Genomic DNA, 23,990 nt, shown 5'->3' with positions numbered 1-23,990 from the left:
GAGGAATGAATACGATTTCAACCACCATTAAAGATAGACTTGCCATTATTACCCTAAACCGTGGCAAATCCAATTCGTTGAACCGAGAAATGGTTACCGAATTACAGGACATGTTACACAACATCGAAAACGATGATAACATAGGTGGTGTATTGATTACTGGCAAGGAAAATTTCTTTTCTGCGGGGCTAGATTTAATAGAACTTTATCATTATAACGAAGAAGAAGCACTTAGTTTCTGGCATCTCTTCTTGAATTTTACTGCAAAAATCACCGCTTTTAAAAAACCACTGGTTGCTGCCATTAATGGCCATAGCCCAGCTGGTGGCTGTGTAATCGCTTTAGCCTGCGATGCAAGAGTAATGGCAGAAGGGAAATATATCATTGGTCTCAATGAAGTTCCAGTAGGCATTATCGTTCCAAATAGCATTTTCAAATTGTACAGCTTTTGGTTGGGGAATGCCAATGCTTATCGTAATCTGTTGGAAGGAAAATTATTTTCTCCAGAAGAAGCTTATGCTGTAGGCTTAGTGGATGAGGTGGTAAAGCCAGAAAGTATTTTAACTGCCGCAGAAAGAAAGGTTAGAAAATACATGGCTTTTGAAGCGAACACCTGGCAACAAAGCAAACTCAATTTGCGCAAAGATCTAATTGCTGCAACCAGCGCCGATCAAAGTAAAGATTTAGAAATAATGTTAAAGCAATGGTGGGCACCAGCGACTAGGGCTATCTTAAAATCATTGGTAGATAGCTTACAGAAAAAGTAATTCGTTTTATTTAGCATCCCCATAAACACTAATAAATCACCCCTAAATACGAGCAAATGTATAACCAACCCATGCTAAAAGATGATGCCTTAAAAGGCAAAACCATTGTTGTTACTGGCGGAGGCACAGGCCTTGGTAAAGCCATGGCTACCTACTTTTTAAAATTGGGCGCCAACTTGGTCATCACCAGCAGAAAAATAGAAGTATTGCAAAAAACCGCTCAGGAAATGGAAAGCGAAACTGGGGGAAAAGTTTTGGCAGTACAGTGTGACGTAAGAGAATATGAACAAGTAGAAAATGTACTCGCAGAAACCATCTCCAAATTTGGCAGTATAGATGTATTGGTTAACAATGCTGCAGGAAACTTCATCTCCCCTACCGAACGTTTATCGGCAAATGCCTTTTCTAGCATTATAGATATTGTACTTAAGGGCACCGTTAATTGCACCTTGGCTTTTGGCAAACATTGGATCAAGCAAAAACAGGCCGCGAGTGTATTAAATATTGTGACCACTTATGCGTTTACAGGTTCTGCTTATGTGGTTCCTTCAGCCTGTGCTAAAGGCGGTGTATTAGCGCTAACCCGATCGTTAGCGGTAGAATGGGGCAAATACGGGATTAGAAGCAATGCCATTGCCCCTGGTCCTTTTCCAACCAAAGGTGCTTGGGACCGATTGCTACCAGGTGATTTAGCTGAGAAATTTGACTTTAAAAATCGTGTTCCTTTAAAACGTGTAGGCGACCATCAGGAACTGGCAAATTTGGCGGCATTTTTAGTGAGTGATTTCTCTAATTACATCAACGGAGAAGTGATTACCATTGATGGCGGCGAATGGTTGCAAGGTGCAGGACAAATGAATGGTTTGGAAGCCATCCCATCAGAAATGTGGGATATGTTGGAGCAAATGACCAGATCCGCGAAAGGAAGTTAATATCAATCAAGCATAAAAAAAGCCATTAGTATAAATGCTAATGGCTTTTTTTATGCTTTACTTTCTAGGCGGTCCTTGCCTAAATTCCTTATTTAATTCTTTAATCAATTTTATTTTGAAGAAAAGAAACGCCGCCAAAGCAGCAATTAGAAAAATGGCAATTAATGGACTTTTATTCTCAAAAGCCCAAAAGGCTCCAAGGATACAAAGAATCAATGCCAAGTTGTAAAAGGCATTTAAAAATATTTTCTTTTTCATATTTATTAATGATAGAATGGCTGAATGTTGAACTATCGAATTTGCAATATCCAATCATTCCCTCATTCGAAATTCAATCATTTTTTAGTACACTGGCATGTTAGGATCAAAAGCCTCTTGCCAAGCCAAAATTCCACCTTTTAGGTTATAAAGGTTATCAAAACCGTGAATCTGCTCCAACTGCATAATAGCAGCAGCGCTACGTTTGCCACTACGGCATTGTACAATTACAGGTTTATCTCTGTCAATTTTATCAGCCTCTATTAAAATACCACCCAAAGGGATATTCAACCCGTCAAGGTTAGAGGTTTCGTATTCAAAAGTCTCTCTAACATCAATCAGTTGGAAAGGCTCATTGTTATCTATTTTTTGTTTTAAGTCTTGAACTGTAACTTCTTTCATTTTTTTGTGTTTTGATCAAAGATACGAATTACGTTATTAATTACTTTCATCGCAAAACTCAAACGGTATTTTTACTTTTCTGCTACCTTCAGTTAAACAGAAATAATTAATTCTCAAAGAACTGTAACATTTGAGATTGCCAGTCGTTTAACTATAGAATTTTAAATTTGGTTAATATGAACCGCGTTTCCCGCTTCCTTTGGTTTTGCTCTGGAGCTCACATTGCTACGCTCGAAAAACATCCTACAGATCATAATAAATATATAGGCATTGGTGCCACTATCTTTTTTACAGGTCTCTTTGCGGCTCTTTCGGGTGGTTATGCCATGTACTTTGTTTTTAAAGGTGGCGATTTGGCTTGGCTATTTTCTATATTTTTCGGTCTAATTTGGGGTTTGGCCATTTTTAACATGGACCGCTATATTGTGGGAAGTTTGGATAAGAATGCAAGTTCTAACAAACAGCTTTTACAGGCGACACCTCGTATCCTACTAGCCATCATGATTGGCATTGTGATTTCACGTCCGTTGGAATTGAAGATTTTCGATAAAGAAATTAAAGAAAAGCTGAAAGTAAGCTACCTGAATGGCCAGCGTTCAAAAATTGACACCTTAAATAAAGCTTTTGATAAAAAGTACACCATTGAAATTGGAAAGCTGAACGAACTAAAAGCGCAACGCGATTCGCTAGCGGCAGCCATTAAAAGCGATAGGCAAAAGCTCAACTATGAGATTTTCGGCAATAAAACTACCGAAACTTCGGGAGTAATGGGTTATGGGCCTTATGCCAAACGCAAGGAAGCTGAACTGAAACAACGTGAGCAAAATTTAGACACGCTTAATGTAGACGTTAGGCAAATGGAGAAATTTGTTGACGGGAGGAAACAGTTTGATGGTTTGATGAGCGAAAAGCTATTCACCTCTAAGCAACTAGATAGTTTAGCTAATATTGCGGGCTTCGCCGATAGAAACTGGGCATTGGGGCAACTAAGTTTCAATCCAGATGGCTCCAAAGATTTCAATACATCTTTGGCGGTTACCTTTATTGGACTACTCTTTATTTTCTTCGAATGTCTGCCTGTTTTTGTAAAACTGATGAGTGCTAGAGGTTCTTACGACCATGCGATTGAAAATGCAGAGAAAGTGCAAACTCATCTTTCGGATAAAGACAGAGATGCAGACATTACGGTTGCTGATCAAATTCAGGACACTAAAATTAGTGTAAAGGCACAGCAGAAAATAGATGAACTAAGATCTGTTTAAATTAGCTATATTTTTCTCTTTCTCTAAGCGTTTTTCATTTGAAACAAAGTTTATCGTATATTGTTAATCACAAGACAATCAAATAAATATTAAACTAATTTAAGTTCGAATGAAAAATTTAATGATGGCCGCTGGCCTCATGCTATTGTTTGCTACGGCCTGCAATAGCGAGAAAAAAAGTAGTACCACTGATAGCACTACCATCGACACTTCTATCACTAAAAACAACGATACTTCTAAACCAGTAGATTCGGCTGAGATGATGAAAGCCTGGGAAGCTTACATGACTCCTGGAAACGAGCATCAATGGATGGCAAAAACTGCGGGCAATTGGGAAGCCGAATGTTCTTTTTATAAGCCAGATGGTTCTGTCATGTCTACCAGTCCTGGCATTAAAGCCGAAACCAAAATGGTTTTGGGAGGACGTTACTTACAATCTAACTATAAAGGTATGATGGATGGAATGCCATTCGAAGGAATCAATACCATGGCCTATGATAATGCTAGAAAAGTTTATATCAGCACTTGGATAGACAATATGGGCACAGGATTGATGTATGCGGAAGGTAAATTCGATAATGATCATAAAGTAATGACTTTTAAAGGAACTGCTACGGATGCTGCATCTGGCAAACAAATTCCATTCAGAGAAACATTCACTATTGTTGATGACAACAACCAACTGATGGAAATGTACGATACCAAAGATGGCAAGGAAGCCAAAACCATGTCAATCAAGTTGGTAAGAAAGTGAAATTCGATTTAAATCTATTTGAAAGCGTTGGCCAGTGTCAACGCTTTTTTTATTAATGTAACTGCCCATTATCGGTTTTTGAGGGCTCAATTTGTGGCTTCAAAACATGTTAGATTTTATTATATTTGATTTACCTATGGCAGCAAAACAAATACTCCCCATCATATCTGATGATATTGTGGTCAACAAAATTTATGAAATAAGAAACCAAAAAGTGATGTTGGACCGTGATTTGGCTGAACTTTATGGCGTTGAAACGAGAGTTTTAAATCAAGCAGTAAAACGTAATATTAATCGATTTCCTGAAGATTTTATGTTCCAACTTAGTCCTGAAGAATTAGAAAATTGGAAGTCACAAATTGTGATATCCAATCGAGAAAAGTTGGGTCTTCGAAAACCTCCATTTGTTTTTACTGAATATGGCGTATTAATGCTGTCAAGTGTTTTAAATAGTCCTCAAGCGATACAAGTCAACATTCAAATTGTTAGGATTTTTTCTCGCTTACGCAAATTACTGGATAACCATAGTAAATTGAAAATTGAGATTTCAGAAATTAAAAGGCACCTGCAAAACCATGATAAGAATATTGAGCTAGTTTTTACTTACTTAGACGAACTCATAGAAAAGAAGGCGGCACCGAGAAGAAGAATTGGCTTTAAGCCTGATGAATTGTAGTTCAAATAGATTTGTCATTACAAAAGGTTAAGGGCTGTCCTAGAAATTTGCGATTAACAGATGTGCTACGGTGATCAAACCCGATTGAAGTGAAAATACTTTTTGTTGTAATCCTTAACCAAACCTCGTAGGTTTTCAAACCTACGAGGTTTAACGCAGTAACATTCGCAAAAAGATTGTAACGAAAAGCGGGACTTTCGGAACAGAAGAACTACTGAAATTGCTTTTCAAAAAAAAATCCTATAACACATCACTCGCAATCCAAAACTTTTTCTTTCAACTATTTGGTATTTAAACTATTCTCCGTATCTTTGCAGTCCCTAAAAAACTGGGAATAATAAATTTTTTAACAAATTAAATAAAAGCAAGTGAATACGTTAAGTTACAAAACTGTCTCTGCGAATGCTAAAACCGTTAACAAACAATGGGTTGTAGTTGATGCTGAAGGAGAGATTTTGGGGCGCTTGTCTTCTAAAATCGCGATGATTATTAGAGGTAAAAACAAGCCAGAGTATACCCCACACGTAGACTGTGGTGATAACGTTATTGTTATCAATGCAGACAAAGTTAAGTTGACAGGAAGCAAAATGGTTGATAAGACCTATGTTCGTTACACTGGTTACCCAGGTGGTCAACGTTTTATTTCTCCGAAAGAGTTATTGGAAAAACACCCAAGACGTGTGGTAGAGAAAGCGGTTCGTGGTATGTTACCTAAAACCAAATTAGGCAAAAAATTATATACTAATTTATTTGTTTATGCTGGTGCTGAGCATCCTCATGCTGCACAATCGCCAAAAACCATCAAACTTTAATTAAAAGAGAAAAGAAATGTCAACAACAAATACTTCTGGTAGAAGAAAAACAGCGGTTGCCCGTATCTATTTGAAAGATGGCAATGGCGCTATTACCGTAAACGGTAAAGATTATAAAGTATATTTCCCAACCCTACCTTTACAATACATTGTTAACCAAGCTTTCGAAGTTGCGGAAGTTGCTGGTAAATATGATGTACAAGTAAATGTAGCTGGTGGTGGTGTTAAAGGACAAGCTGAGGCTGTTCGTTTGGCAATTGCTAAAGCTATTGTTGAGTTAGATGCTGAGAAAAAATCTGCGTTACGTGCTAAAGGTTTAATGACCCGTGACATGCGTATGGTTGAACGTAAGAAACCAGGACGTGCGAAAGCTCGTAAGAGATTCCAATTCAGTAAACGTTAATCTTAAGGAGACAATACAATGGCAAGAACAACATATCAAGACTTATTGGATGCAGGTGTACACTTTGGTCACCTTACCCGCAAATGGAATCCAAAAATGGCTCCTTACATTTTCATGGAGCGCAATGGTATCCACATTATAGATTTAAACAAAACTTTAGCTAAAACTGAAGAAGCTGCTGCAGCGATTAAACAAATCGTAAAATCTGGTCGTAAGATCTTATTTGTAGCGACTAAGAAACAAGCTAAAGAAATTGTTGCAGAACAAGCTAAGAAAGTAAACATGCCTTTCGTAACCGAGCGTTGGTTAGGTGGTATGTTAACTAACTTCGCTACCGTGCGTAAGTCAATTAAAAAGATGGCTAACATCGATAAAATGACTAAAGACGGTACTTACGCGATTCTTTCTAAAAAAGAGCGTTTAATGATCCAACGTGAGCGTATCAAATTAGAAAACCTTTTAGGTGGTATCGCTGATTTGAACCGTTTACCTGCGGCGATCTTTTTAATTGACGTGAAGAAAGAGCACATCGCTGTTGCTGAGGCTTTGAAATTAAACATTCCTACTTTTGCAATGGTTGATACTAACTCTGATCCTTCAAACATCGATTTCCCTATTCCAGCTAACGATGATGCTACAAAATCAATCTCTTTGATTACTGACATTATGGTTAAAGCTATCGAAGAGGGTTTAGATGAGCGTAAACGTGAGAAAGACGAAGAAGCTGAAAAAGAAGCTGTAGCGGCTAAAACTGCTGCTGATGCTCCTGAAGCTCCAGCTAAAAAAGCTAAAAAAGAAACTGCTGAAGCAGAAACTTCATCAGAAGATAACACAGAAGCTTAATTGAAGTTGTAAGTTGTGGGTTGTAAGTTATTAGGTTTTAAACAGCCTTATAACCTATTACTTGCAACTTATAACATTTTATAGAAATTCAAAATATTTAAAAAGAGATGTCTACAGTACAAATTTCTGCGGCAGACGTAAACAAATTACGTCAACAAACAGGTGCCGGCATGATGGATTGCAAAAAAGCATTAGTAGAAGCCAATGGCGATTTCGAAGCTGCTGTTGATTTATTGCGCAAAAAAGGTCAAAAAGTATCGGCTGCTCGTTCTGGTAATGCTACTTCTGAAGGATTAGTATTAATCAATGTATCGGCAGATGGCACAAATGGAAAATTAGTTGCTTTAGCTTGTGAGACTGAGCCAGTTTCTAAAGTTGAAGATTTCCGTAATCTAGCTCAAGTTGTTTTAGCTGCTGCAGTTGCTAATAATCCTGCTTCTGCTGAAGAATTGTCGGCGATTGCTTTAGAAGATGGACGTACAGTTGCTGAAACGATCACTGAACTAACTGGTAAAATTGGCGAGAAAATCGTTATTCAAGAATATGCAAATATCTCTGGCGAGAAAATCGTTTCTTATATCCACTCTAATGGCAAAATGGGCGTTTTAGTGGTATTTGAAGGTGCTAACGGTGCTGATATTACTGAAGCTGGTAAAGATGTTGCGATGCAGATTGCTGCTATGAATCCAATTGCTGTTGATAAAGATGGCGTTGATCCTGCAACAATCGAGCGTGAAATCGAGATTGCTAAAGATGTGATCCGTCAAGAAGGCAAACCAGAAGAAATGGTTGAGAAAATTGCAGCTGGTAAATTGAACAAATTCTACAAAGACAGTACTTTATTAAACCAAGAGTTTGTAAAAGATGGTTCTATAGATGTTCGTAAATTCTTAGACAACACTGCTAAAGGATTAACGGTTACTGCTTTCAAACGCGTACAATTAGGAGCTTAATTTTAAGCTTAATCTATATAGAAAAGTCCTGTGCATACGGGACTTTTTTGTTTAATAAGGTATTTATTTTTTAATGGAGTAACTGCCTACCTCCGTTCCATCATCTTTAATCAGCTTTAAAGTTAGCTCATTAGGGGTTATCCTAACTTTTGTTAACGTTCTGGCACCTTCTTTAGGGCCGCCACCTATTACTAAAGGATACTGATTTGGCCCTTCCCCAGGCTGGTGAATTTTGTAACGATGTGTGTGTCCGCTTAACACCAAATCTACTTTACCCCTATTTAACAAAGGCTCAAAAACCTCGGTACAATGTAGTGGGCCATGAGCCTCACCAGAAAACCGTGGCGGAATATGCATCATTACTACCCTAAATTTAGCCTTCTTAAATGCCCTACTTTCTATTTCCTTTTTTAATAGCGCCGCTTGCTCTCTACGATATTCATCAAAATCTACAATACCAGCATAAACGGGATGAGTATCCTCCTTATCTTCTCCAGTGTCTAAAATTACAAATCTTACCGGGCCAAGTGTAAAAGCATCATAACCTACACTTGCAAAATATTGTGGAAGTTCACGACAGTACTTACCACGGGTTTCATGGTTTCCGCGAACATAAACAAATGGAATATTTTTAGCGAAAGCATTGGTGCAGGGTTGCAAAAAATGATCTATAATTTGAGGCTCGTTAGTTTGATAATCGAATATATCTCCATTGAAAAATACAAAATCATGCTTCGTTCCTTTATCTAAATCTAACAAAGTTGGAATAGATTGAGGTCGGTCGTGTATATCGTTCAGCATCACGAAATTAACTTCGGCCTTGTTCGTGTCTGTATTTATAAAAGACTGAACATCAGCATTCAAAACAGTACCATAGGTGAGCTTATAAGGCTGAAATTCTTTTATTTCTTTAGATACCACTCGATAATAATAGTTAGCACCAGGCTGTAGATTGTTTAATTGCACAACATTAATGGTACCAATTGGCTTTAACCCAAATTCTGACTTGCCATAGGCTTTTTTATCTAAATTATTGGGAGACAGTCCATACTCTACCCAACTTGCAGCATTTTTATTCGTTACCCATAACACAGATATGGCATTGTTGAACGAGGTTTGCAGACAAGGTCCTGCAATCACCTTAAATTCGTCTTCAATTTCACTTACTGCAGCAACCGATGTGACGGGAGCAACCATACTTACAGCTCCAAAAGCCAAGCTAGATTTTAAGAAAGCCCGTCTACCGTGTTCCGCCGTTTGCTTTTTCATCTTTATAGTTGTTTTAAGTTTAATAACACAATAATACCCTTTCTAAATGCTACCTTTAAAATTAAAACACTAAGAATTTCCATGCAAACGTTTGATGATATCGATGTTTTTACAAATGGCCAGATCCATAAACACCAACATATTGAAATCCAAAATGGCAAAATACAGTACATTGCAGATGCCATTAATAAAGATTCGGACACAGACTTGTTATTACCTGGTTTTATCGATTTACAGATTTACGGTGCTGCTGGCAAGCTTTTTTCTGCTGAACCCAGCCTGGAAAGTATCCGTATCATAGAAGACCAACTTTTAAGAGAGGGGACAACTAGTTTTCTGATCTGTTTAGCGACAAACACGCCAGAAGTATTCAATGAATGTATCTCGGTGATTAAGGAATACGAGAAAGATTCCAGAAATTGTATGGGCTTACATTTGGAAGGACCTTTTATCAATCCCGAAAAAAGAGGTGCTCACGTTAAAGAATACATTCGCAAAGCAAGCTTAGATGAAATTAAACAGCTATTGGATTTTGGCGATGGTACCATCAAAATGATGACACTTGCCCCTGAACTTCAGGATGATGAAGTGATCCAATATTTATTAGATCATGAAGTGGTCCTCTCATTGGGACATAGCAACGCCAATTTTAAACAAGCGACGACCGCCTATAACCAAGGCATACAAACTACTACTCATTTGTTTAATGCCATGTCGCCGATCCAACATCGTGCGCCAGGCATTCCTACCGCTGTGTTTAGCCATCCAACAGCAATGGCCAGCATTATTGCAGACGGATTGCATGTAGATTTCGAAGTGGTAAAAATTGCAGCAAAGATGATGAAAGAACGCTTGTTCCTCATTACCGATGCGGTAGCGGAATGTAATTCAGGTCCATATCAGCACCATGCGATAGACGGTAAGTTTGTAATGCCTGACGGCACTTTATCTGGCTCAGCAATGACGATGTTACAATCCATTAAAAACTGCGTGAAGCATTGCGACATTTCATTAACGGAAGCCATTAACATGGCCACCTTAAATCCAGCAAAGCTGATCAAAAAAGAAAACGAAATTGGGCAACTTGTTGTTAATGCAGAAGCGAACTTAGTGAGGATAAACGAAAAAATGGAATTGCAACAAGTATTTTTCAGAGGAGCGGAAATTAAACTGAATTAAGCACCAGCAAATTAAAAAAACTTGATAATTTTGCCTTTTATGAAATATAAACGGATTTTACTTAAACTGAGTGGCGAATCGCTAATGGGCGAAAAGCAATACGGCATTGATAACGAAAGAGTTAAGCAATACGCAGAAGATATCAAAGCGGTACACGACGAAGGACTAGAAATAGCAATTGTGATAGGCGGTGGCAATATTTTTAGAGGTTTAAGTGCTGAAAAATCTGGGATGGATAGAGCTCAAGCAGATTACATGGGCATGTTGGCCACGGTAATCAATAGCATGGCACTACAAGATGCACTGGAAAAAGTAGGTTTAAAAACCCGTTTACTTTCGGCCATTAAAATGGAGCAAATCTGCGAGCCTTTTGTAAGAAGAAGAGCAGTTAGGCACTTGGAAAAAGGGCGTGTAGTTATTTTTGGTGCTGGTACAGGAAACCCTTACTTCACTACTGATTCGGCAGCGGCATTAAGAGCCATTGAAATCAATGCAGACGTAGTGCTTAAAGGTACCCGTGTGGATGGTATTTACACTGCCGATCCTGAAAAAGATCCAACAGCTACCAAATACCAAACATTATCTTTCAAAGAAGTTTATGATAAAGACCTTAATGTAATGGACATGACGGCCTTTACTTTGTGTGAGGAAAACGATCTTCCAATTATCGTCTTTGATATGAACAAGGCTGGAAATTTCATGAAAATTGCTAAAGGCAAAGAAATTGGCACTTTGGTAAAAGGTTAAATGTTGCCCTTTATTTTATATTTTTGCATATAAATCACTCAGAACAATGAATGACCTCATAAAGAAACAGATCACAGATGCTCAAGCCAATATGGATAAAGCAATTGCACACTGTGAATCTGAATTGACTAAAATTAGAGCAGGAAAAGCTTCTGCTGGTATGTTAGATGGCATTATGGTTGACTATTATGGTAACCCAACACCTTTGGCACAAGTTGGAGCAATTAATACTCCAGACGCTCGTACTTTGATTATCCAACCATGGGAGAAAAACATGTTGATTCCTATTGAAAGAGCAATTATGGAAGCTAATATCGGAATCAATCCTCAAAATGATGGTTCCATTATCCGTTTGGTTGTTCCTCCTTTAACTGAAGAGCGTAGAAAAGAGCTGGTAAAAAAGGTGAAGGAAGAGGCTGAAAAAGGGAAAATCGCCATCCGTAATATCCGTAAAGATGCCAACGAGAAAATCAAGAAATTGAAAGCAGAGAGCGTATCTGATGACGAAATCAAAGTTGGTGAGGCAGAAGTACAAAAAGTTACCGACAATTATATCCTTAAGGTAGACAAACACGCAGAACTGAAGGAAAAAGACATCATGACGGTTTAACAATATCGTTAAATTGTAATATAAAAGGGAATGTAACTCAGCTACATTCCCTTTTTTTATTTTTGCATCCCAATCACAACAAAACAAAAATGAATTTATTACTCGAGTACCTCAAAGCGCATAAGTGGGTGGTAGTACTTGCACTATTTTTAGCTGCAGTAAATATCGGCTTCTCCCTTATGGACCCATATTTTACAGGTCAAATTGTTGACCGTTTTATTGAAAGGAAAGACAACCTTGAACGTACGGAATATATCTGGGGCGTACTGGGTTTAGTGGGCTTGGCTATTGGCGCCGCCATGGTTTCCAGAATTGCGAAGAACTTTCAAGATTATTTCACCAACATCATTGTACAAAAAGTAGGCGCTAAAATGTATGCTGATGGCCTGAAACATTCTTTGGAACTACCCTATCAAGTTTTTGAAGACCAACGTAGTGGTGAAACACTAGGTATTTTACAAAAGGTGAGGATTGATTGCGAAAAATTCATCACTTCCTTCATCAGCATCCTATTTGTGAGTTTAATCGGAATGGTTTTCGTGATCGTTTACTCCTTATCGGTGAGTTACAAAGTGACTTTAATTTACACTGCATCTATTCCAGTTATTGCTTTTATCAGTTGGTTTTTAAGCCGAAAAATCAAAACCATACAACGTTCTATTGTTGCTGAAACTACTGCATTGGCAGGTTCCACCACAGAATCGCTTAGAAACATTGAATTGGTTAAAAGCTTAGGCTTGGCCAATCAGGAAATTGAAAGGCTAAATAAAACCACTTACAAGATTCTAGGTTTAGAGCTTAAAAAAGTAAAGTTTGTAAGGAGCATGAGCTTTGTACAGGGCACTACGGTTAATTTAGTGCGCAGCGTGATGATTGTTGTGTTGTTAATTCTAATTTTCGACAATACTATTTCTCCTGGACAGTACTTCTCTTTCCTATTCTACTCGTTCTTCTTGTTTGGACCACTACAGGAGCTCGGTAATGTGATTTTAGCATGGAGAGAGGCCGAAGTATCATTGGGCAGATTCAAAGCGATTCTGAGCACTCCTATTGACAAAAAACCAGATAATCCGAAACCGCTCCATAAAATTGAGCAGCTTACCTTTAACGATATCAGTTTTAAACACCTTACGGGCAAGAACAATGCCTTGAACCATATCAACTTCAGTGTGAGCAAAGGAGAAACCATTGCTTTTGTTGGCCCGTCTGGTTCTGGCAAAACTACTTTAGTGAAACTGTTGGTTGGTCTTTATCAACCTGTAGAAGGAAATGTATTCTACAATAATATTTCTGGCAAGGAAATCAACCTTGACCAATTGAGGGAAAAAATTGGCTTTGTCACTCAAGACACCCAACTATTTTCAGGAACGATTAGGGAGAACTTACAGTTTGTGAAGCCTAATGCCAGCGATGAGGAATGTTTAAAAGTACTTCGTCAAGCAGCTTGCCATACTTTATTGGCCAGAGCCGACAAAGGCTTAGATAGTGTTATTGGTGAAGGCGGTGTAAAAGTTTCTGGCGGTGAAAAGCAACGACTATCTATTGCCAGAGCATTATTGCGTAATCCAGATATTTTAGTGTTTGATGAGGCTACTTCTTCATTAGACTCGATTACCGAAGAAGAAATTACGGCAACGATTAAAGATGTATCTAAATTGAGTGAACAGATTACCATTTTAATTGCTCACCGTTTGTCTACCATTCGTCATGCTGATAGAATTTATGTTCTGGAGAAGGGTCAGATTACCGAGCAGGGCAAACATGAAGATTTACTGGAAGAAAAAGGGCTGTACTACGCCATGTGGAGACAGCAAGTTGGGGAGAGGTAAAACTTAATATTGATTCGTCATTTCGACTGCAGCGCAGCGAATGGAGAAATCTAGCATCATGCTAATCCTAATCGTTAGATTTCTCAGTCGTTCCTCCTTCGAAATGACGGGTTATGATAAAGGCCACGAATACTCGTGGCCTTTATCTTTTATTTTACGATCTTCAATAAATATTCGCCGTAACCGCTTTTCACTAAGGGTTTGGCAATTTCCTTTAATTGGTCTGCCGTGATAAATCCCATTCGATAGGCGATTTCTTCAATACAGCCAATCTTTAAACCTTGTCTTTCTTCAATAATCTGCACAAATTGTCCAGCTTGCATCAACGAGGCAAAGGTTCCAGTATCTAACCAAGCTGTCCCGCGACTTAACACGCCTACCTTCAATTTTCCTCTCTCTAAATAAACCTTGTTAACATCAGTAATTTCATATTCTCCACGGGGAGAAGGTTTGATATTTTTGGCGATTTCTACCACTTCGTTGTCGTAGAAATATAAACCTGGCACCGCATAATCTGATTTTGGCTGCGTAGGTTTCTCTTCAATAGAAATCACCTGGTTGTCCTTATCAAACTCAACCACACCATATCGTTCTGGGTCTGACACTTGGTAAGCGAAAACAACACCTCCTTCTGGATTGGCACTGCTTTGCAAAAGCTTGGCCATGCCATCGCCATAAAAAATATTATCGCCTAATACTAAAGCCACTTTATCCTTACCGATAAATTCCTCTCCTATTACAAAGGCTTGTGCCAATCCGTTAGGTTCTGGTTGCACTGCATAACTAAATTTACAACCTAAAGAAGTTCCATCGCCAAGCAGCTTCTGAAAATTAGGCAAATCATGAGGGGTTGAAATGATCAGAATTTCATTGATCCCAGCCAGCATCAAGGTCGACAATGGATAGTAGATCATTGGCTTATCATAAACTGGCATCATTTGCTTGCTGCAAGCCAAGGTTAATGGATGCAATCTGGTGCCGCTTCCGCCAGCTAATATTATCCCTTTCATATAGAGTCTTTTTTTTTGATTAATGATTAGATTTAAGCGCCTCAATGCAAACCTTTAAACTATCTAGCCAGTAGGGCACTTGAACGTCGTAGTCGGCTTTTATTTTGGTTTTATCCATTACCGAAAAAGGAGGCCTTTTTGCTTTGGTTGGATAAGCGCTTGTTGGTATTGGATTTACCTTCACTTTTGTGCCACTCAGGTCGAATATCGCTTTTGCAAAATCATACCATGAGGTGACGCCTTCATTACTGAAGTGATAAGTACCGTATTTCTTTTCTGGATATTGAATGATGTCAAATATCGCATTGGCAAGGTCAATCGCATACGTAGGTGTGCCTACTTGGTCGGCAATAATACTCAACTCATCGCGATCAGCACCTAGCTTTAACATGGTTTTCACAAAGTTATTGGCAAACTCTGAATACAACCAACTGGTACGAATAATGACATGATTATCCAATTCGTTGATGATTGCTAGTTCTCCATCCAACTTTGTTGCGCCATAAACGCTAATTGGATGGGCCTTGTCATCTTCTTTCAATAGCTTTACTTCTGTACCTTCAAATACAAAATCAGTAGAAATATGGATGAGTGTGGCTTGATGCTTTTTACAAAGTTGAGCTAAATTTCTAGCGCCTGTTTCATTTACCGCTTTGGCAATAGCTGCTTCATCTTCGGCCTTATCAACGGCAGTATAGGCTGCGCAATTGATCACATAAGCAGGGCTGGTTTGTTCAAATAGAAGTTCTAAAGCAGGAACGTCCAAAATGTTAGCGGTATTTTCCTCAGGAAATACTACATTTTCAACAGCTCTTAAACCTACTATTTTTTTGATGCACTGGCCTAATTGACCACCTGCCCCTATCACAACGATATTACCCATTATCTGTTCTTGTACTGTTTTTCGTAATAAGACTGATAATTACCAGAAGTCACATTGTTTAACCATTCGTCATTAGCCAAGTACCAATCTACGGTTTTCTCCAATCCTTCTTCAAATTGTAGACTTGGCACCCAATCCAATTCTTTTTGTAGTTTGGTTGAATCAATAGCATAACGCAAATCATGGCCAGCTCTATCGGTAACGAAAGTGATGAGCTCAGCTGACTCCCCTTCTTTACGTCCTAGCTTTTTATCCATGATTTTGCAAAGCAAATGAATAAGATCAATGTTTTTCCATTCGTTATGCCCGCCAATGTTATAGGTCTCACCTGTTTTTGCTTGATGAAAAATCACATCAATGGCTCTTGCGTGATCTTCTACCCAAAGCCAATCTCTAACATTTTCACCTTTACCATAAACAGGTACTGGTTTGTTGTTTTTGATATTGTTAATAGCCAAAGGAATTAACTTTTCAGGGAAATGATGCGAACCATAGTTATTAGAGCAGTTAGAGATCACGCAATCCATTCCGTACGTATCGTGGTAGGCTCTTACAAAATGATCGGAGCTTGCTTTTGAAGCGGAGTAAGGACTGTGTGGGTCATAAGCGGTTGTTTCTGTGAACATACCTGTTTCTCCCAAAGCACCATATACCTCATCGGTACTTACATGGTAAAACCGCTTTTGATCATAAGCACCTTTCCAATACTCTCTGGCTGCATTTAAAAGATTTACAGTTCCAATCACATTGGTCATTACAAAAGCTGTAGGATCAACAATTGAACGATCTACATGACTTTCGGCAGCCAAATGTATTACCGCATCAAAGTTCTCCTCAGCAAATAATTCATTAATGGCCTGCGCATCTATAATATCTATTTTAACAAATCGATAATTGGGCTGGTTTTCAACGTCCTTAAGGTTGGCTAAATTCCCCGCATAGGTTAATTTATCCAAGTTTACGATTTGATAGTTTGGATAGGTATTTACAAACCTACGTACTACGTGAGAGCCAATAAAGCCGGCACCGCCTGTGATTAGTATTTTCTTCAAAGCAATAATGTATGTTGTTCCTACAAAAATATAAGAATGTCTCTATTTATCTAAAGTTAAAATAATTAAGGAATTGATTTAGCTATTGTTTGCTAAATTCTCTTCGAGTTCTGTATACCAGTCTTCTCCGTATTTTCTAATCAGAGGGTCTTTAAGAAACTTATAAACGGGCACTTTTAGTTCTCTCCCGAAAGTACAAGCATCTTTGCAAATATGCCACCTATCGTAGTTCAGCACTTCAAATTCTGGATATTGGGTAATTCTTATTGGATACAAGTGGCATGAAATTGGCTTTTTCCAATCTACCAAACCTTGTTCATAAGCCTTTTCAATAGCACATTTGGTGATGCCATTCTCAAAGGTTACGTAAGCACATTCTTTATGGCCGTCTACACAAGGGGTAGTTAAATCTCCATCCAAATCCAACACTGAAGTACCGTATTCTTCGATGGCAGCAATGCCTTTTGGAGCTAGTAAATGCTTTATTTTAGGGTATATCTCCTCTAATATTTCCTTTTCTGCTTGCTCAAGTGGAGCACCTGCATCTCCTTCCACACAACAAATTCCTTTACACTTGCTTAAATTACATACAAAATCTTCTTTAATAAGATCTTCATGTAATAAGGTACTTTGAACTTCAATCATTATTTATGTTTAATCGTTGCATTGTATAAATCGGTTAACTGTTATTAAATCATCAATACCAATTAAACGATTAAACAATTAACCTTTTCCAATTGGGTATTTTAGGCCTTCGGCCGATTTAATTTCTAGTGTTACCGAACCGACTAATATTTCTACCTGTGCTTTTACAGGAACTCGGTTTCCGTCATCGGTAATCCAAAGGTACAATTTACTATCCTTTCTAAAAATACGTCCTGGCTTAATTGACGGACTAAATTTAAGACAGTTGATTTTACCGAGTTTAGATTTTATGGTTTCTTTACCAATGTATTGTATTTCAAGGGACGAAATTTCATCACCCAAAAAATAATTGAGCTTAAAGGTATCGTTGATTTTTAATTTGGAAATATCTAGGCTACGAGCAAAGTAGTAGGCAGAAACTAAATCAAAAGTTTGTGTAGTTGGGGTAGTAAAGGTTCCTCTGTTAGCCACTACCTTTTTGCCATCTTGATAGAACCTTGCTTTATCTTGCCTACGATAATTTGCTTCTCTAACGTCCTCCTGATAAAAGTAAGGGGTAAGTTCCGTTTTATGGATGTAGGAATCATAATGGTCCCTGATTTTATAAAAAATATCGAAAGTACCCGATGTGCGTGCATCAACCACCAAACGATAGGTTGGATTTCCATCAAACTTCATATCCGAAGCTTCTACTTTAATGGTCGCCTCGGCAGCCGTGATAAAACCGTACTTTAGTTTATAGCTGAGTACTTCTCCTTCCTTAAAAGCAGTTTCCTTTTTAATGGGGAGCTCTTGGGCAAGGGAAAACTTCCCACAAGCAACTATCGCTAATATTAACGCTAATTTTCTCATGCCCTAGTTAAAACAAAAAGTAATCCAATTTTTAAAAAATATAACAGAGCAGATGTTAACATTTGTTAAAACGCATAAACCAGAGAATAAAATCTAGGCAAATATACGCTTTCACAAAAACAAAATGGCTAATCTTTCCTTTTGTAAAGCGGTACGGTAGAGCACGGCTCACCATACATCAAACTTTTAACCACGGGTGTTAACAGTGCCGTAATTTCCACATAAGCTGAAATTGGAATTTGAGGATTTGCACAACCTTTAACCACCACCCTTTGTCCTGCATATTCTTCCAAATTAACTTTTGCCAAGGCTTTTGAAAACAACTGGGTTTCCAAAGTATCCAAATTACCGAAAACTACTTCATTTGCAAAAGGCTTCATTTTATTGGCCAGCAACATATAAGCCCAAGTAGGCACAATGGCATCTGCGGTACAGGTTATAGCGATATTCTTATCCTGATATTGTTGCCAATCATGTTCCTTTACAAATTCACGAAAATCTTTTTCTCTCAACATTAGTCCGTGAAAAAGGTTGTCTTTGATATCGTACAGCAAACGTTCACCATTTTCTAGATAATCTTCCAAATTAAAAGTGATTAATCCGCTAGCGGCAACTTTATTAACGATGTTTTCTTGAATATCCATTTTGCTAAGTCAAAAAGTGTAAAATCAAAAGTTAAAAGAGCTAAAGCCTGCTAACTTCCTTTAAAACAAAAAACCGCCCAAGTTTGAAGCTTGGACGGTTACAAAATTAAGTAAATAAGATTAATAGAATTTCACCCTATTGTCTTTTATGTCTGCTTTTTCTTGCAAAGCTTGGAATGCTCCGCCTAACGCACGTTGGCTGATGTTCATCAACATCCCTTCTTTTTGCTTGAATGTATTTGCTAAAGGTGCTGGATTGGTGAAACCTTCTACTACAAAAACGTATACGCCTCTGTCGCCACTAACAGCTTTAGAAAGTTTGCCAACTTGTGAACCAAACACTGTTCCAATCACTTTATTCTCTTGCGATAAGCCTGGAATAATAGGATTAGCAAATACCATATTTTGAACTGGAGTAGCTGTTTTACCTACTTTTTGTGCTACTACATCAATACTAGAAGCTCCAGCTAATGCTTTGTCAAATTTCTCGGTCAACATTTTAGCTTTTTTCGCATTTAACACTTGAGGCTCAATTTGTTTCTTCACATCTTCTAAAGATAATTGACCTTTTGGTTTAATGCCTGTTAATTGAGCTACTACATAAGCATTGTCCATGGTGTAAACCTGTGGCAATACATCACCTTTATCGGCTTCGTAACCTTCTCTAATTAGTTGACGTGGATTATCCAAACCTGGCGCATATCCTTGAGTAGCTGTAATTGCATCAGCGACACCAACGGTGTAACCTTGTTTTTGAGCTAAAGTGGTGAAGTTATCAGATTTCACTTCAGCTAAGAAAGCTGTTGCTTTTTTGTAAGCTGCATCTCTTGTTTTTTGGCTAGGCGCTAAGTTTTTCTCGATGTAGGCTAATTTCACCACTTTAGATGAACCTACTTGTTTTTCGATTTTGATCACGTGTACACCAAATTGAGATTTAACCACTTTGATGTCACCTGCTTTACCATTGAAAGCTGCATTTTCAAATTCTGCCACCATTGCTCCTCGAGCAAAAGTACCTAAATCACCGCCTTGGTCTTTTGAACCATCAACACTGAATTTTTTAGCTAATTCGCCAAAGTTGCTACCACCTTGAGCTAATGATTTTAAAGAGTCAGCTAATTTGAAAGCTTTGTCTTCGCCACCAACTTGCGCTGGGTTAATTAAAATGTGCGCTGCTTTAACTGAATCTGGAGAAAAACGGCTATCAATCACCTTAACCAACTTATAAGAGTTTCCAGAGAATTTTGGTCCATAGAAACTTCCTGCTGGATAGTTGAAGATTACTGAATCAACTGCTGGATCTAATTTACCTTTTGAAAGGTAAGTATAAGGAACTTTAACGTCTGAGTTATTTGCTGCGAACAACGAATCATTAGGCGTTGTTTTGAAATCAGCCGCTAATTTCTCGATTTGGGTTTTTACAATAGCGCTATCTGCAGCAGTAGGTAAAATACTGAAAGAAACATATTTGAAATCTCTTCTTTCTGCTGGATTGTCAAAACGTTTTTTGTTCTCGTCATAGTACTCTTTGTAGTCTGCATCAGTCAATTTAACATTTGCATCTAAAATAGAGCTATAATCAAGGTTTACATATTTAAAGTTTACCAACTTGTTACGGTTGATATACTCATCATTTGCTTCCAAAGTAGTTACGTAAACAGAGTTGCTTACTAATTTGGTATATTTTGCTTGAAGCGCTTGTTTTTCGATTTCGTTTTCCAACATCAACCATTGTTGTGCTAGCTGAGGATTTTTATCTCTGCTTTTCAAAGAAGTCATTACCGCAGTTCTATCAAACTCACCTGTTTGTGGATTACCAAAGTATTGCGTAATCAGCGGACTTGGGTTTTTACCTTGAACCAAATCAAAAAGCTCATCAGAAGAAACTGCTAATCCAACACGTTCGAATTCTTTACCTAGCACTACATTGGCAATTTCGGCTTGCCAAGCTTGGTCTACTGCCATTGATTGCATTTGGGCATTCATCACGCCACCGTACTGTTGTTTAAACTGAGCAGAAGTTTGTTCTACTTTTGTATTGAATGCGTCATACTTTACGTCTTCGCCATCAATGCTTCCTACAACTGTTCTTGATGCCGCACCAAATATTGCTGAACCTTGTTGCAACAATGGCTCTAAAACAAATAACGCCAGCACCACTGCGATACCACCCACTAAAAAGTAGCCCATTTTGGTACGCATGAAAGTCATTAAACCCATATTATTCTTTATAAATCTTTATTTTGTTAGTAAATTTTAAGAGGGCGCAAGATACAAATTTGCGACAAATTAGAAAATATTAAATTTCAATTGTTTTTCGACTTGAAAACTAGGCAGATATCCGTGAAAATTTTGTGGTTCTATGGCAGTTTTCCGTTCTCGATATAAGCGTCCGCAGAAGGTAAAGTAATGCTATAAGTACTGAAATCCTGGGGGGCCGAAAAACTGGTTCCTCTCAGCACATTCCCATCTTTGGTGGTTACTGTCCCTGTTGGCGAATTGTACATTTTGGTATTCTCATTCCAAATCAATTCCTCTGTATTAAAGGTCATATTATCGGTTACCACTATAACGTTTTTCCTAAAAATAGTGATCCTTTCGGTTTCTTTATTGATCGCGTAACCAGAGGTAATACTACCCTTGGTTTTCATAAATTCGTCGTAAAAATAAATTTTTACGCCTTTAGGCATCTCACTGTAATTAGCACCAGCAGATGGTGTTACTTTATCTAAAATAGGCGCATAACCTTTGGCTTTTACTTTGGCCGAATCGCTGTAAACGATCTCTACACCATAAGTACGTTCTCTGCTTAGCGTAATTTTATTTGCTGCAATGGCCGAAACTTTCTTAAGGTCGTCACCTTCGCAGGCCGAAAGCAATAAGCATAAAGCGGCAAACAGAACATAGGAAGGGAAAAGAGGAAATCGGAAAGGTTGAGTAGCAAAACCTGAGTTTGAGTGAAGAGGGCTCATTGACCATCGACTATTAACCTTTAAACCTTGACCTTTATTTGCCACAATTCAACAATCGAATAATGCCTCTTAATCGAACCTAAATCTTTGGAACCACTTATCGTTCAACATGAAACCTAAGTGAAGGTTTACGTAACGCTCTTGAATTAAGCCATTACTTACTTTTCCTCTTCTTCCAATTTCTGCAGAAATGTTCATTTTATAGAATGATGATCTTGCATAAGCAGGTTGTAAAGGCAAGCCTAAACCAACCGTTAATGCCATTTGCTTCACATCTTGATTATTCATCTGGATATAAGTCTTGTCGTAGGTAAAGCCCAAACGATAATCTACCCTTTTGAAATAACCGTTAATAGCCGTAACATCAGGTGTAAATTGTCCCCCTACAGAAAATCCGTAAGTATCTTTCAGGTTTTGGTTAACATTGTCGATAGACATTTCTGACCATTTACCTGTACGATAATCCGCCCCGATTAACCATTTATTTTCTTTCACCAAGGTAAATCCAAAATTATGTACCAAAGGCAATTTCAGATTAGTTTTTCCATTTTCAACAGCCGACAAGGTATCTAAGGCTGATAGTTCATTACCTTGTGAATCTTTTTGATAAATGGTAATGTACTGGCTCTTTTCTGAATTTAACTTCGAAGCTGAAGAACCAGAGTAGCCCAACACTAATGAAGTTTTATTTCCCAAGCGAAAATCGTATTGTGCACCGTAGCTAAAGTTAAAACCAGCAACACTATTTTTCAATTGATCACGTGAATTGATGGCGCCCGCCTCATTCACATATTCTGTTGAACGGTTTTGGATTAAGTTACCAAATAGATATTCTGCATTAGCACCAACCCTAAAGTGGTCGCCAAATTGAATACCGTAACCAATATAGGCTTTGGACAAACCTCCCTCGCCACTATACAAATAATCTACCGTCTTAGTATTGTCGGTAGTTGTACCTACAGTCATTCGGTTACTGAAATTGTAGCCCAGTTCCGAGTAAGGCAAAATACCAACACTTAATGCCGATTTCATGGTTACTGGGAAGGCCATTGCCAAATGACTCAATGAAGAGTTGAAGCTATTTTCGCTTAAGGTATTGGTTTTTAAATTAGCAAAGCTTCCCGACATACCAATATCCAAAGTGGTTAAATTAATCCCTGCGTAAGAAGCCGGGTTTTGCATGTTGATATTATTGATGTAGCTCGACCTAAAAACACCAGCAGAAATTCCACCCATAGCTCTTTGGTTAGGCAAAACCGAACCTTTAAGGTTTCCTAAACCAAATTTAGAATATGGCGACTGCACGGTTGTTTGCGCATAAGCTCCGAAAGAAGCCATTAGTAAGCAAGCAACATAAACATGCTTCATTTTTTTGTTCATTTTATAATGTAATAACTTCATTCAATCCTTTTAAAACCAAATAGGGTTCATGAGTAATCTGGGCGGCAAATATGCTATTTTTTAATTGCTTGTTCAAAAAAACCGAATCACCTCCAGTTAATACCACTTTTAAATTGGGGTTTCTTTGCTGTTCTAAGGCAATAAAACCTTCTATTTCATTTACCGCACCCTGTAATACGCCTCGTTTAATGGCCTTTTGGGTATTGGTCCCTTCTTCTATCACTTCCTGCGTTTTATTATCCCAAATCACCAAGGGCAAACGCCCCGTATAATGGTTCAATGCTTTAAAACGCATATTCAAACCCAAACTTATACTTCCTCCAAAGTATTCATTGTTGGCCGTAAGTACATCATAAGTAATACAGGTTCCCGCATCAATCATAAGTGTATTTTGACTAGCGTATAAACAATGCGCCGCAATTACTTTTGCCCATCTGTCCAAACCCAAAGTTTGTGGGCTTTCGTAATAACTCTTTACTCCGCCTACAATTTGGGTACTAAAGCGCACATAAGTAGTATGTTGTTTTAGCAGTTTTTCCAAATCGTCTATCTGGTTTCTCACGCTAGAAACCGTTGAACTCACAATCTTATATTCGGTAATTAGTTTTAAGAGGTTAGCCTCTTCTATTTTTTCAAGCTGCTCGAAATAGAGGAGTTCTTTTTGCTCAAAGACTGCTAGTTTGCTATAGGTATTGCCAATATCTATGACTAGATTATTCATCAAATATTTACATTACCAACAACGAATTACGAATAGAAAGAAACATTGTCAACAGTTTCATGTCACAAAGCTAACCATCTTTGGCAAGTTTCGAGGTATCATTTTGTTAAAAAA

The 23,990-nt window shown here is 38.0% G+C and carries 26 protein-coding genes; 13 read left to right on the top strand and 13 right to left on the bottom strand.

The annotated features are described in order from the left end of the window. Positions 1-5 precede the first annotated feature (5 nt). Positions 6-767, top strand: a complete 762-nt coding sequence (locus DUT70_RS13470; RefSeq protein ID WP_113647869.1) for an enoyl-CoA hydratase/isomerase family protein — start codon at positions 6-8, stop codon at positions 765-767. 56 nt (positions 768-823) lie between these two features. Beyond that, positions 824-1,699: an SDR family oxidoreductase gene (locus DUT70_RS13465; RefSeq protein ID WP_113647868.1), complete on the top strand. Its 876-nt coding sequence runs from the start codon at positions 824-826 to the stop codon at positions 1,697-1,699. Positions 1,700-1,756: 57 nt separating this feature from the next. Here DUT70_RS13465 and DUT70_RS13460 read toward each other — a convergent pair whose 3' ends face one another. Further along, a complete protein-coding gene (locus DUT70_RS13460; RefSeq protein ID WP_113647867.1) occupies positions 1,757-1,957 on the bottom strand; it encodes a DUF6358 family protein in 201 nt (66 codons plus the stop codon). 84 nt (positions 1,958-2,041) lie between these two features. Next, positions 2,042-2,359: a rhodanese-like domain-containing protein gene (locus DUT70_RS13455; protein WP_113647866.1), complete on the bottom strand. Its 318-nt coding sequence runs from the start codon at positions 2,357-2,359 to the stop codon at positions 2,042-2,044. Positions 2,360-2,535: 176 nt separating this feature from the next. Here DUT70_RS13455 and DUT70_RS13450 point away from each other — a divergent pair, with 176 nt between their 5' ends. The 7 genes from DUT70_RS13450 (at position 2,536) to tsf (ending at position 8,062) form a co-directional block, all read left to right on the top strand. After that, positions 2,536-3,621: a DUF4407 domain-containing protein gene (locus DUT70_RS13450; protein ID WP_113647865.1), complete on the top strand. Its 1,086-nt coding sequence runs from the start codon at positions 2,536-2,538 to the stop codon at positions 3,619-3,621. A gap of 109 nt (positions 3,622-3,730) precedes the next feature. Continuing rightward, the gene (locus DUT70_RS13445; RefSeq protein ID WP_113647864.1) at positions 3,731-4,375 is read left to right on the top strand and encodes a DUF1579 domain-containing protein; all 645 of its coding nucleotides are present in this window, start codon (positions 3,731-3,733) and stop codon (positions 4,373-4,375) included. A gap of 106 nt (positions 4,376-4,481) precedes the next feature. After that, on the top strand, positions 4,482-5,051 hold the full coding sequence (locus DUT70_RS13440) for an ORF6N domain-containing protein (protein WP_240432118.1): 570 nt from the start codon (positions 4,482-4,484) through the stop codon (positions 5,049-5,051). A 368-nt stretch (positions 5,052-5,419) separates the two neighbouring features. After that, positions 5,420-5,863 (top strand): 50S ribosomal protein L13, encoded by a 444-nt coding sequence (gene rplM, locus DUT70_RS13435; RefSeq protein ID WP_113647863.1) that lies wholly within the window; start codon positions 5,420-5,422, stop codon positions 5,861-5,863. 16 nt (positions 5,864-5,879) lie between these two features. Next, positions 5,880-6,266, top strand: a complete 387-nt coding sequence (gene rpsI / locus DUT70_RS13430; protein ID WP_113647862.1) for a 30S ribosomal protein S9 — start codon at positions 5,880-5,882, stop codon at positions 6,264-6,266. 18 nt (positions 6,267-6,284) lie between these two features. Next, positions 6,285-7,109, top strand: a complete 825-nt coding sequence (gene rpsB / locus DUT70_RS13425) for a 30S ribosomal protein S2 (RefSeq protein WP_113647861.1) — start codon at positions 6,285-6,287, stop codon at positions 7,107-7,109. A 107-nt stretch (positions 7,110-7,216) separates the two neighbouring features. After that, positions 7,217-8,062, top strand: coding sequence for a translation elongation factor Ts (gene tsf, locus DUT70_RS13420; RefSeq protein WP_113647860.1), 846 nt, complete (start codon positions 7,217-7,219; stop codon positions 8,060-8,062). Positions 8,063-8,125: 63 nt separating this feature from the next. Here tsf and DUT70_RS13415 read toward each other — a convergent pair whose 3' ends face one another. After that, positions 8,126-9,331 carry an FN3 domain-containing metallophosphoesterase family protein gene (locus tag DUT70_RS13415; protein WP_113647859.1) on the bottom strand — a complete coding sequence of 402 codons (1,206 nt, stop codon included), beginning with the start codon at positions 9,329-9,331 and terminating at the stop codon, positions 8,126-8,128. Positions 9,332-9,412: 81 nt separating this feature from the next. Between DUT70_RS13415 and nagA the strand changes: the two genes are divergently transcribed. From nagA to DUT70_RS13395, 4 genes are all read left to right on the top strand, one after another. Further along, on the top strand, positions 9,413-10,510 hold the full coding sequence (nagA, locus tag DUT70_RS13410) for an N-acetylglucosamine-6-phosphate deacetylase (protein ID WP_113647858.1): 1,098 nt from the start codon (positions 9,413-9,415) through the stop codon (positions 10,508-10,510). Positions 10,511-10,549: 39 nt separating this feature from the next. Next, on the top strand, positions 10,550-11,257 hold the full coding sequence (gene pyrH, locus DUT70_RS13405; protein WP_113647857.1) for a UMP kinase: 708 nt from the start codon (positions 10,550-10,552) through the stop codon (positions 11,255-11,257). Positions 11,258-11,303: 46 nt separating this feature from the next. Beyond that, a complete protein-coding gene (gene frr, locus DUT70_RS13400; RefSeq protein ID WP_113647856.1) occupies positions 11,304-11,867 on the top strand; it encodes a ribosome recycling factor in 564 nt (187 codons plus the stop codon). 89 nt (positions 11,868-11,956) lie between these two features. Then, complete coding sequence (locus DUT70_RS13395; protein WP_113647855.1) at positions 11,957-13,696, top strand: ABC transporter ATP-binding protein; 1,740 nt, start codon at positions 11,957-11,959, stop codon at positions 13,694-13,696. 149 nt (positions 13,697-13,845) lie between these two features. Here DUT70_RS13395 and rfbA read toward each other — a convergent pair whose 3' ends face one another. The 10 genes from rfbA to DUT70_RS13345 all read right to left on the bottom strand — a co-directional run bounded on the left by rfbA (position 13,846) and on the right by DUT70_RS13345 (position 23,876). Continuing rightward, positions 13,846-14,706 carry a glucose-1-phosphate thymidylyltransferase RfbA gene (gene rfbA, locus DUT70_RS13390; RefSeq protein ID WP_113647854.1) on the bottom strand — a complete coding sequence of 287 codons (861 nt, stop codon included), beginning with the start codon at positions 14,704-14,706 and terminating at the stop codon, positions 13,846-13,848. Positions 14,707-14,725: 19 nt separating this feature from the next. Continuing rightward, positions 14,726-15,589 carry a dTDP-4-dehydrorhamnose reductase gene (rfbD, locus tag DUT70_RS13385; protein ID WP_113647853.1) on the bottom strand — a complete coding sequence of 288 codons (864 nt, stop codon included), beginning with the start codon at positions 15,587-15,589 and terminating at the stop codon, positions 14,726-14,728. Next, positions 15,589-16,641, bottom strand: a complete 1,053-nt coding sequence (gene rfbB, locus DUT70_RS13380; protein WP_113647852.1) for a dTDP-glucose 4,6-dehydratase — start codon at positions 16,639-16,641, stop codon at positions 15,589-15,591. The genes rfbD and rfbB overlap by 1 nt, the downstream gene beginning before the upstream one ends. A gap of 78 nt (positions 16,642-16,719) precedes the next feature. Further along, positions 16,720-17,286 carry a DUF3109 family protein gene (locus DUT70_RS13375; RefSeq protein WP_113647851.1) on the bottom strand — a complete coding sequence of 189 codons (567 nt, stop codon included), beginning with the start codon at positions 17,284-17,286 and terminating at the stop codon, positions 16,720-16,722. A 78-nt stretch (positions 17,287-17,364) separates the two neighbouring features. Beyond that, a complete protein-coding gene (locus tag DUT70_RS13370; RefSeq protein ID WP_113647850.1) occupies positions 17,365-18,138 on the bottom strand; it encodes a DUF3108 domain-containing protein in 774 nt (257 codons plus the stop codon). A 128-nt stretch (positions 18,139-18,266) separates the two neighbouring features. Next, positions 18,267-18,782 carry a DUF2480 family protein gene (locus DUT70_RS13365; RefSeq protein ID WP_113647849.1) on the bottom strand — a complete coding sequence of 172 codons (516 nt, stop codon included), beginning with the start codon at positions 18,780-18,782 and terminating at the stop codon, positions 18,267-18,269. A 120-nt stretch (positions 18,783-18,902) separates the two neighbouring features. Then, positions 18,903-21,002, bottom strand: a complete 2,100-nt coding sequence (locus DUT70_RS13360; protein ID WP_113647848.1) for a peptidylprolyl isomerase — start codon at positions 21,000-21,002, stop codon at positions 18,903-18,905. A 140-nt stretch (positions 21,003-21,142) separates the two neighbouring features. Beyond that, positions 21,143-21,754, bottom strand: coding sequence for an LptA/OstA family protein (locus DUT70_RS13355; RefSeq protein WP_240432116.1), 612 nt, complete (start codon positions 21,752-21,754; stop codon positions 21,143-21,145). Positions 21,755-21,823: 69 nt separating this feature from the next. After that, complete coding sequence (locus DUT70_RS13350; RefSeq protein ID WP_240432114.1) at positions 21,824-23,155, bottom strand: outer membrane protein transport protein; 1,332 nt, start codon at positions 23,153-23,155, stop codon at positions 21,824-21,826. Then, complete coding sequence (locus tag DUT70_RS13345) at positions 23,136-23,876, bottom strand: type III pantothenate kinase (RefSeq protein WP_113647847.1); 741 nt, start codon at positions 23,874-23,876, stop codon at positions 23,136-23,138. The genes DUT70_RS13350 and DUT70_RS13345 overlap by 20 nt, the downstream gene beginning before the upstream one ends. Between the last annotated feature and the right edge of the window lie 114 nt (positions 23,877-23,990).

The organism is Pedobacter chitinilyticus (assembly GCF_003313385.1).
In the GTDB taxonomy this organism is placed as follows: domain Bacteria; phylum Bacteroidota; class Bacteroidia; order Sphingobacteriales; family Sphingobacteriaceae; genus Pedobacter; species Pedobacter chitinilyticus.
Note: the sequence above shows the minus strand (reverse complement) of the source record. Positions and strands in the feature narration are given on the sequence as shown.

Coding starts and splice junctions, on each gene's coding strand:
- DUT70_RS13470 (WP_113647869.1), top strand. CDS start 6: ATGAATACGATTTCAACCACCATTAAAGATAGACTTGCCATTATTACC.
- DUT70_RS13465 (WP_113647868.1), top strand. CDS start 824: ATGTATAACCAACCCATGCTAAAAGATGATGCCTTAAAAGGCAAAACC.
- DUT70_RS13460 (WP_113647867.1), bottom strand. CDS start 1,957: ATGAAAAAGAAAATATTTTTAAATGCCTTTTACAACTTGGCATTGATT.
- DUT70_RS13455 (WP_113647866.1), bottom strand. CDS start 2,359: ATGAAAGAAGTTACAGTTCAAGACTTAAAACAAAAAATAGATAACAAT.
- DUT70_RS13450 (WP_113647865.1), top strand. CDS start 2,536: ATGAACCGCGTTTCCCGCTTCCTTTGGTTTTGCTCTGGAGCTCACATT.
- DUT70_RS13445 (WP_113647864.1), top strand. CDS start 3,731: ATGAAAAATTTAATGATGGCCGCTGGCCTCATGCTATTGTTTGCTACG.
- DUT70_RS13440 (WP_240432118.1), top strand. CDS start 4,482: ATGTTAGATTTTATTATATTTGATTTACCTATGGCAGCAAAACAAATA.
- rpsI (WP_113647862.1), top strand. CDS start 5,880: ATGTCAACAACAAATACTTCTGGTAGAAGAAAAACAGCGGTTGCCCGT.
- rpsB (WP_113647861.1), top strand. CDS start 6,285: ATGGCAAGAACAACATATCAAGACTTATTGGATGCAGGTGTACACTTT.
- tsf (WP_113647860.1), top strand. CDS start 7,217: ATGTCTACAGTACAAATTTCTGCGGCAGACGTAAACAAATTACGTCAA.
- DUT70_RS13415 (WP_113647859.1), bottom strand. CDS start 9,331: ATGAAAAAGCAAACGGCGGAACACGGTAGACGGGCTTTCTTAAAATCT.
- nagA (WP_113647858.1), top strand. CDS start 9,413: ATGCAAACGTTTGATGATATCGATGTTTTTACAAATGGCCAGATCCAT.
- pyrH (WP_113647857.1), top strand. CDS start 10,550: ATGAAATATAAACGGATTTTACTTAAACTGAGTGGCGAATCGCTAATG.
- frr (WP_113647856.1), top strand. CDS start 11,304: ATGAATGACCTCATAAAGAAACAGATCACAGATGCTCAAGCCAATATG.
- DUT70_RS13395 (WP_113647855.1), top strand. CDS start 11,957: ATGAATTTATTACTCGAGTACCTCAAAGCGCATAAGTGGGTGGTAGTA.
- rfbA (WP_113647854.1), bottom strand. CDS start 14,706: ATGAAAGGGATAATATTAGCTGGCGGAAGCGGCACCAGATTGCATCCA.
- rfbD (WP_113647853.1), bottom strand. CDS start 15,589: ATGGGTAATATCGTTGTGATAGGGGCAGGTGGTCAATTAGGCCAGTGC.
- DUT70_RS13375 (WP_113647851.1), bottom strand. CDS start 17,286: ATGATTGAAGTTCAAAGTACCTTATTACATGAAGATCTTATTAAAGAA.
- DUT70_RS13370 (WP_113647850.1), bottom strand. CDS start 18,138: ATGAGAAAATTAGCGTTAATATTAGCGATAGTTGCTTGTGGGAAGTTT.
- DUT70_RS13365 (WP_113647849.1), bottom strand. CDS start 18,782: ATGGATATTCAAGAAAACATCGTTAATAAAGTTGCCGCTAGCGGATTA.
- DUT70_RS13360 (WP_113647848.1), bottom strand. CDS start 21,002: ATGGGTTTAATGACTTTCATGCGTACCAAAATGGGCTACTTTTTAGTG.
- DUT70_RS13355 (WP_240432116.1), bottom strand. CDS start 21,754: ATGAGCCCTCTTCACTCAAACTCAGGTTTTGCTACTCAACCTTTCCGA.
- DUT70_RS13350 (WP_240432114.1), bottom strand. CDS start 23,155: ATGAAGTTATTACATTATAAAATGAACAAAAAAATGAAGCATGTTTAT.
- DUT70_RS13345 (WP_113647847.1), bottom strand. CDS start 23,876: ATGAATAATCTAGTCATAGATATTGGCAATACCTATAGCAAACTAGCA.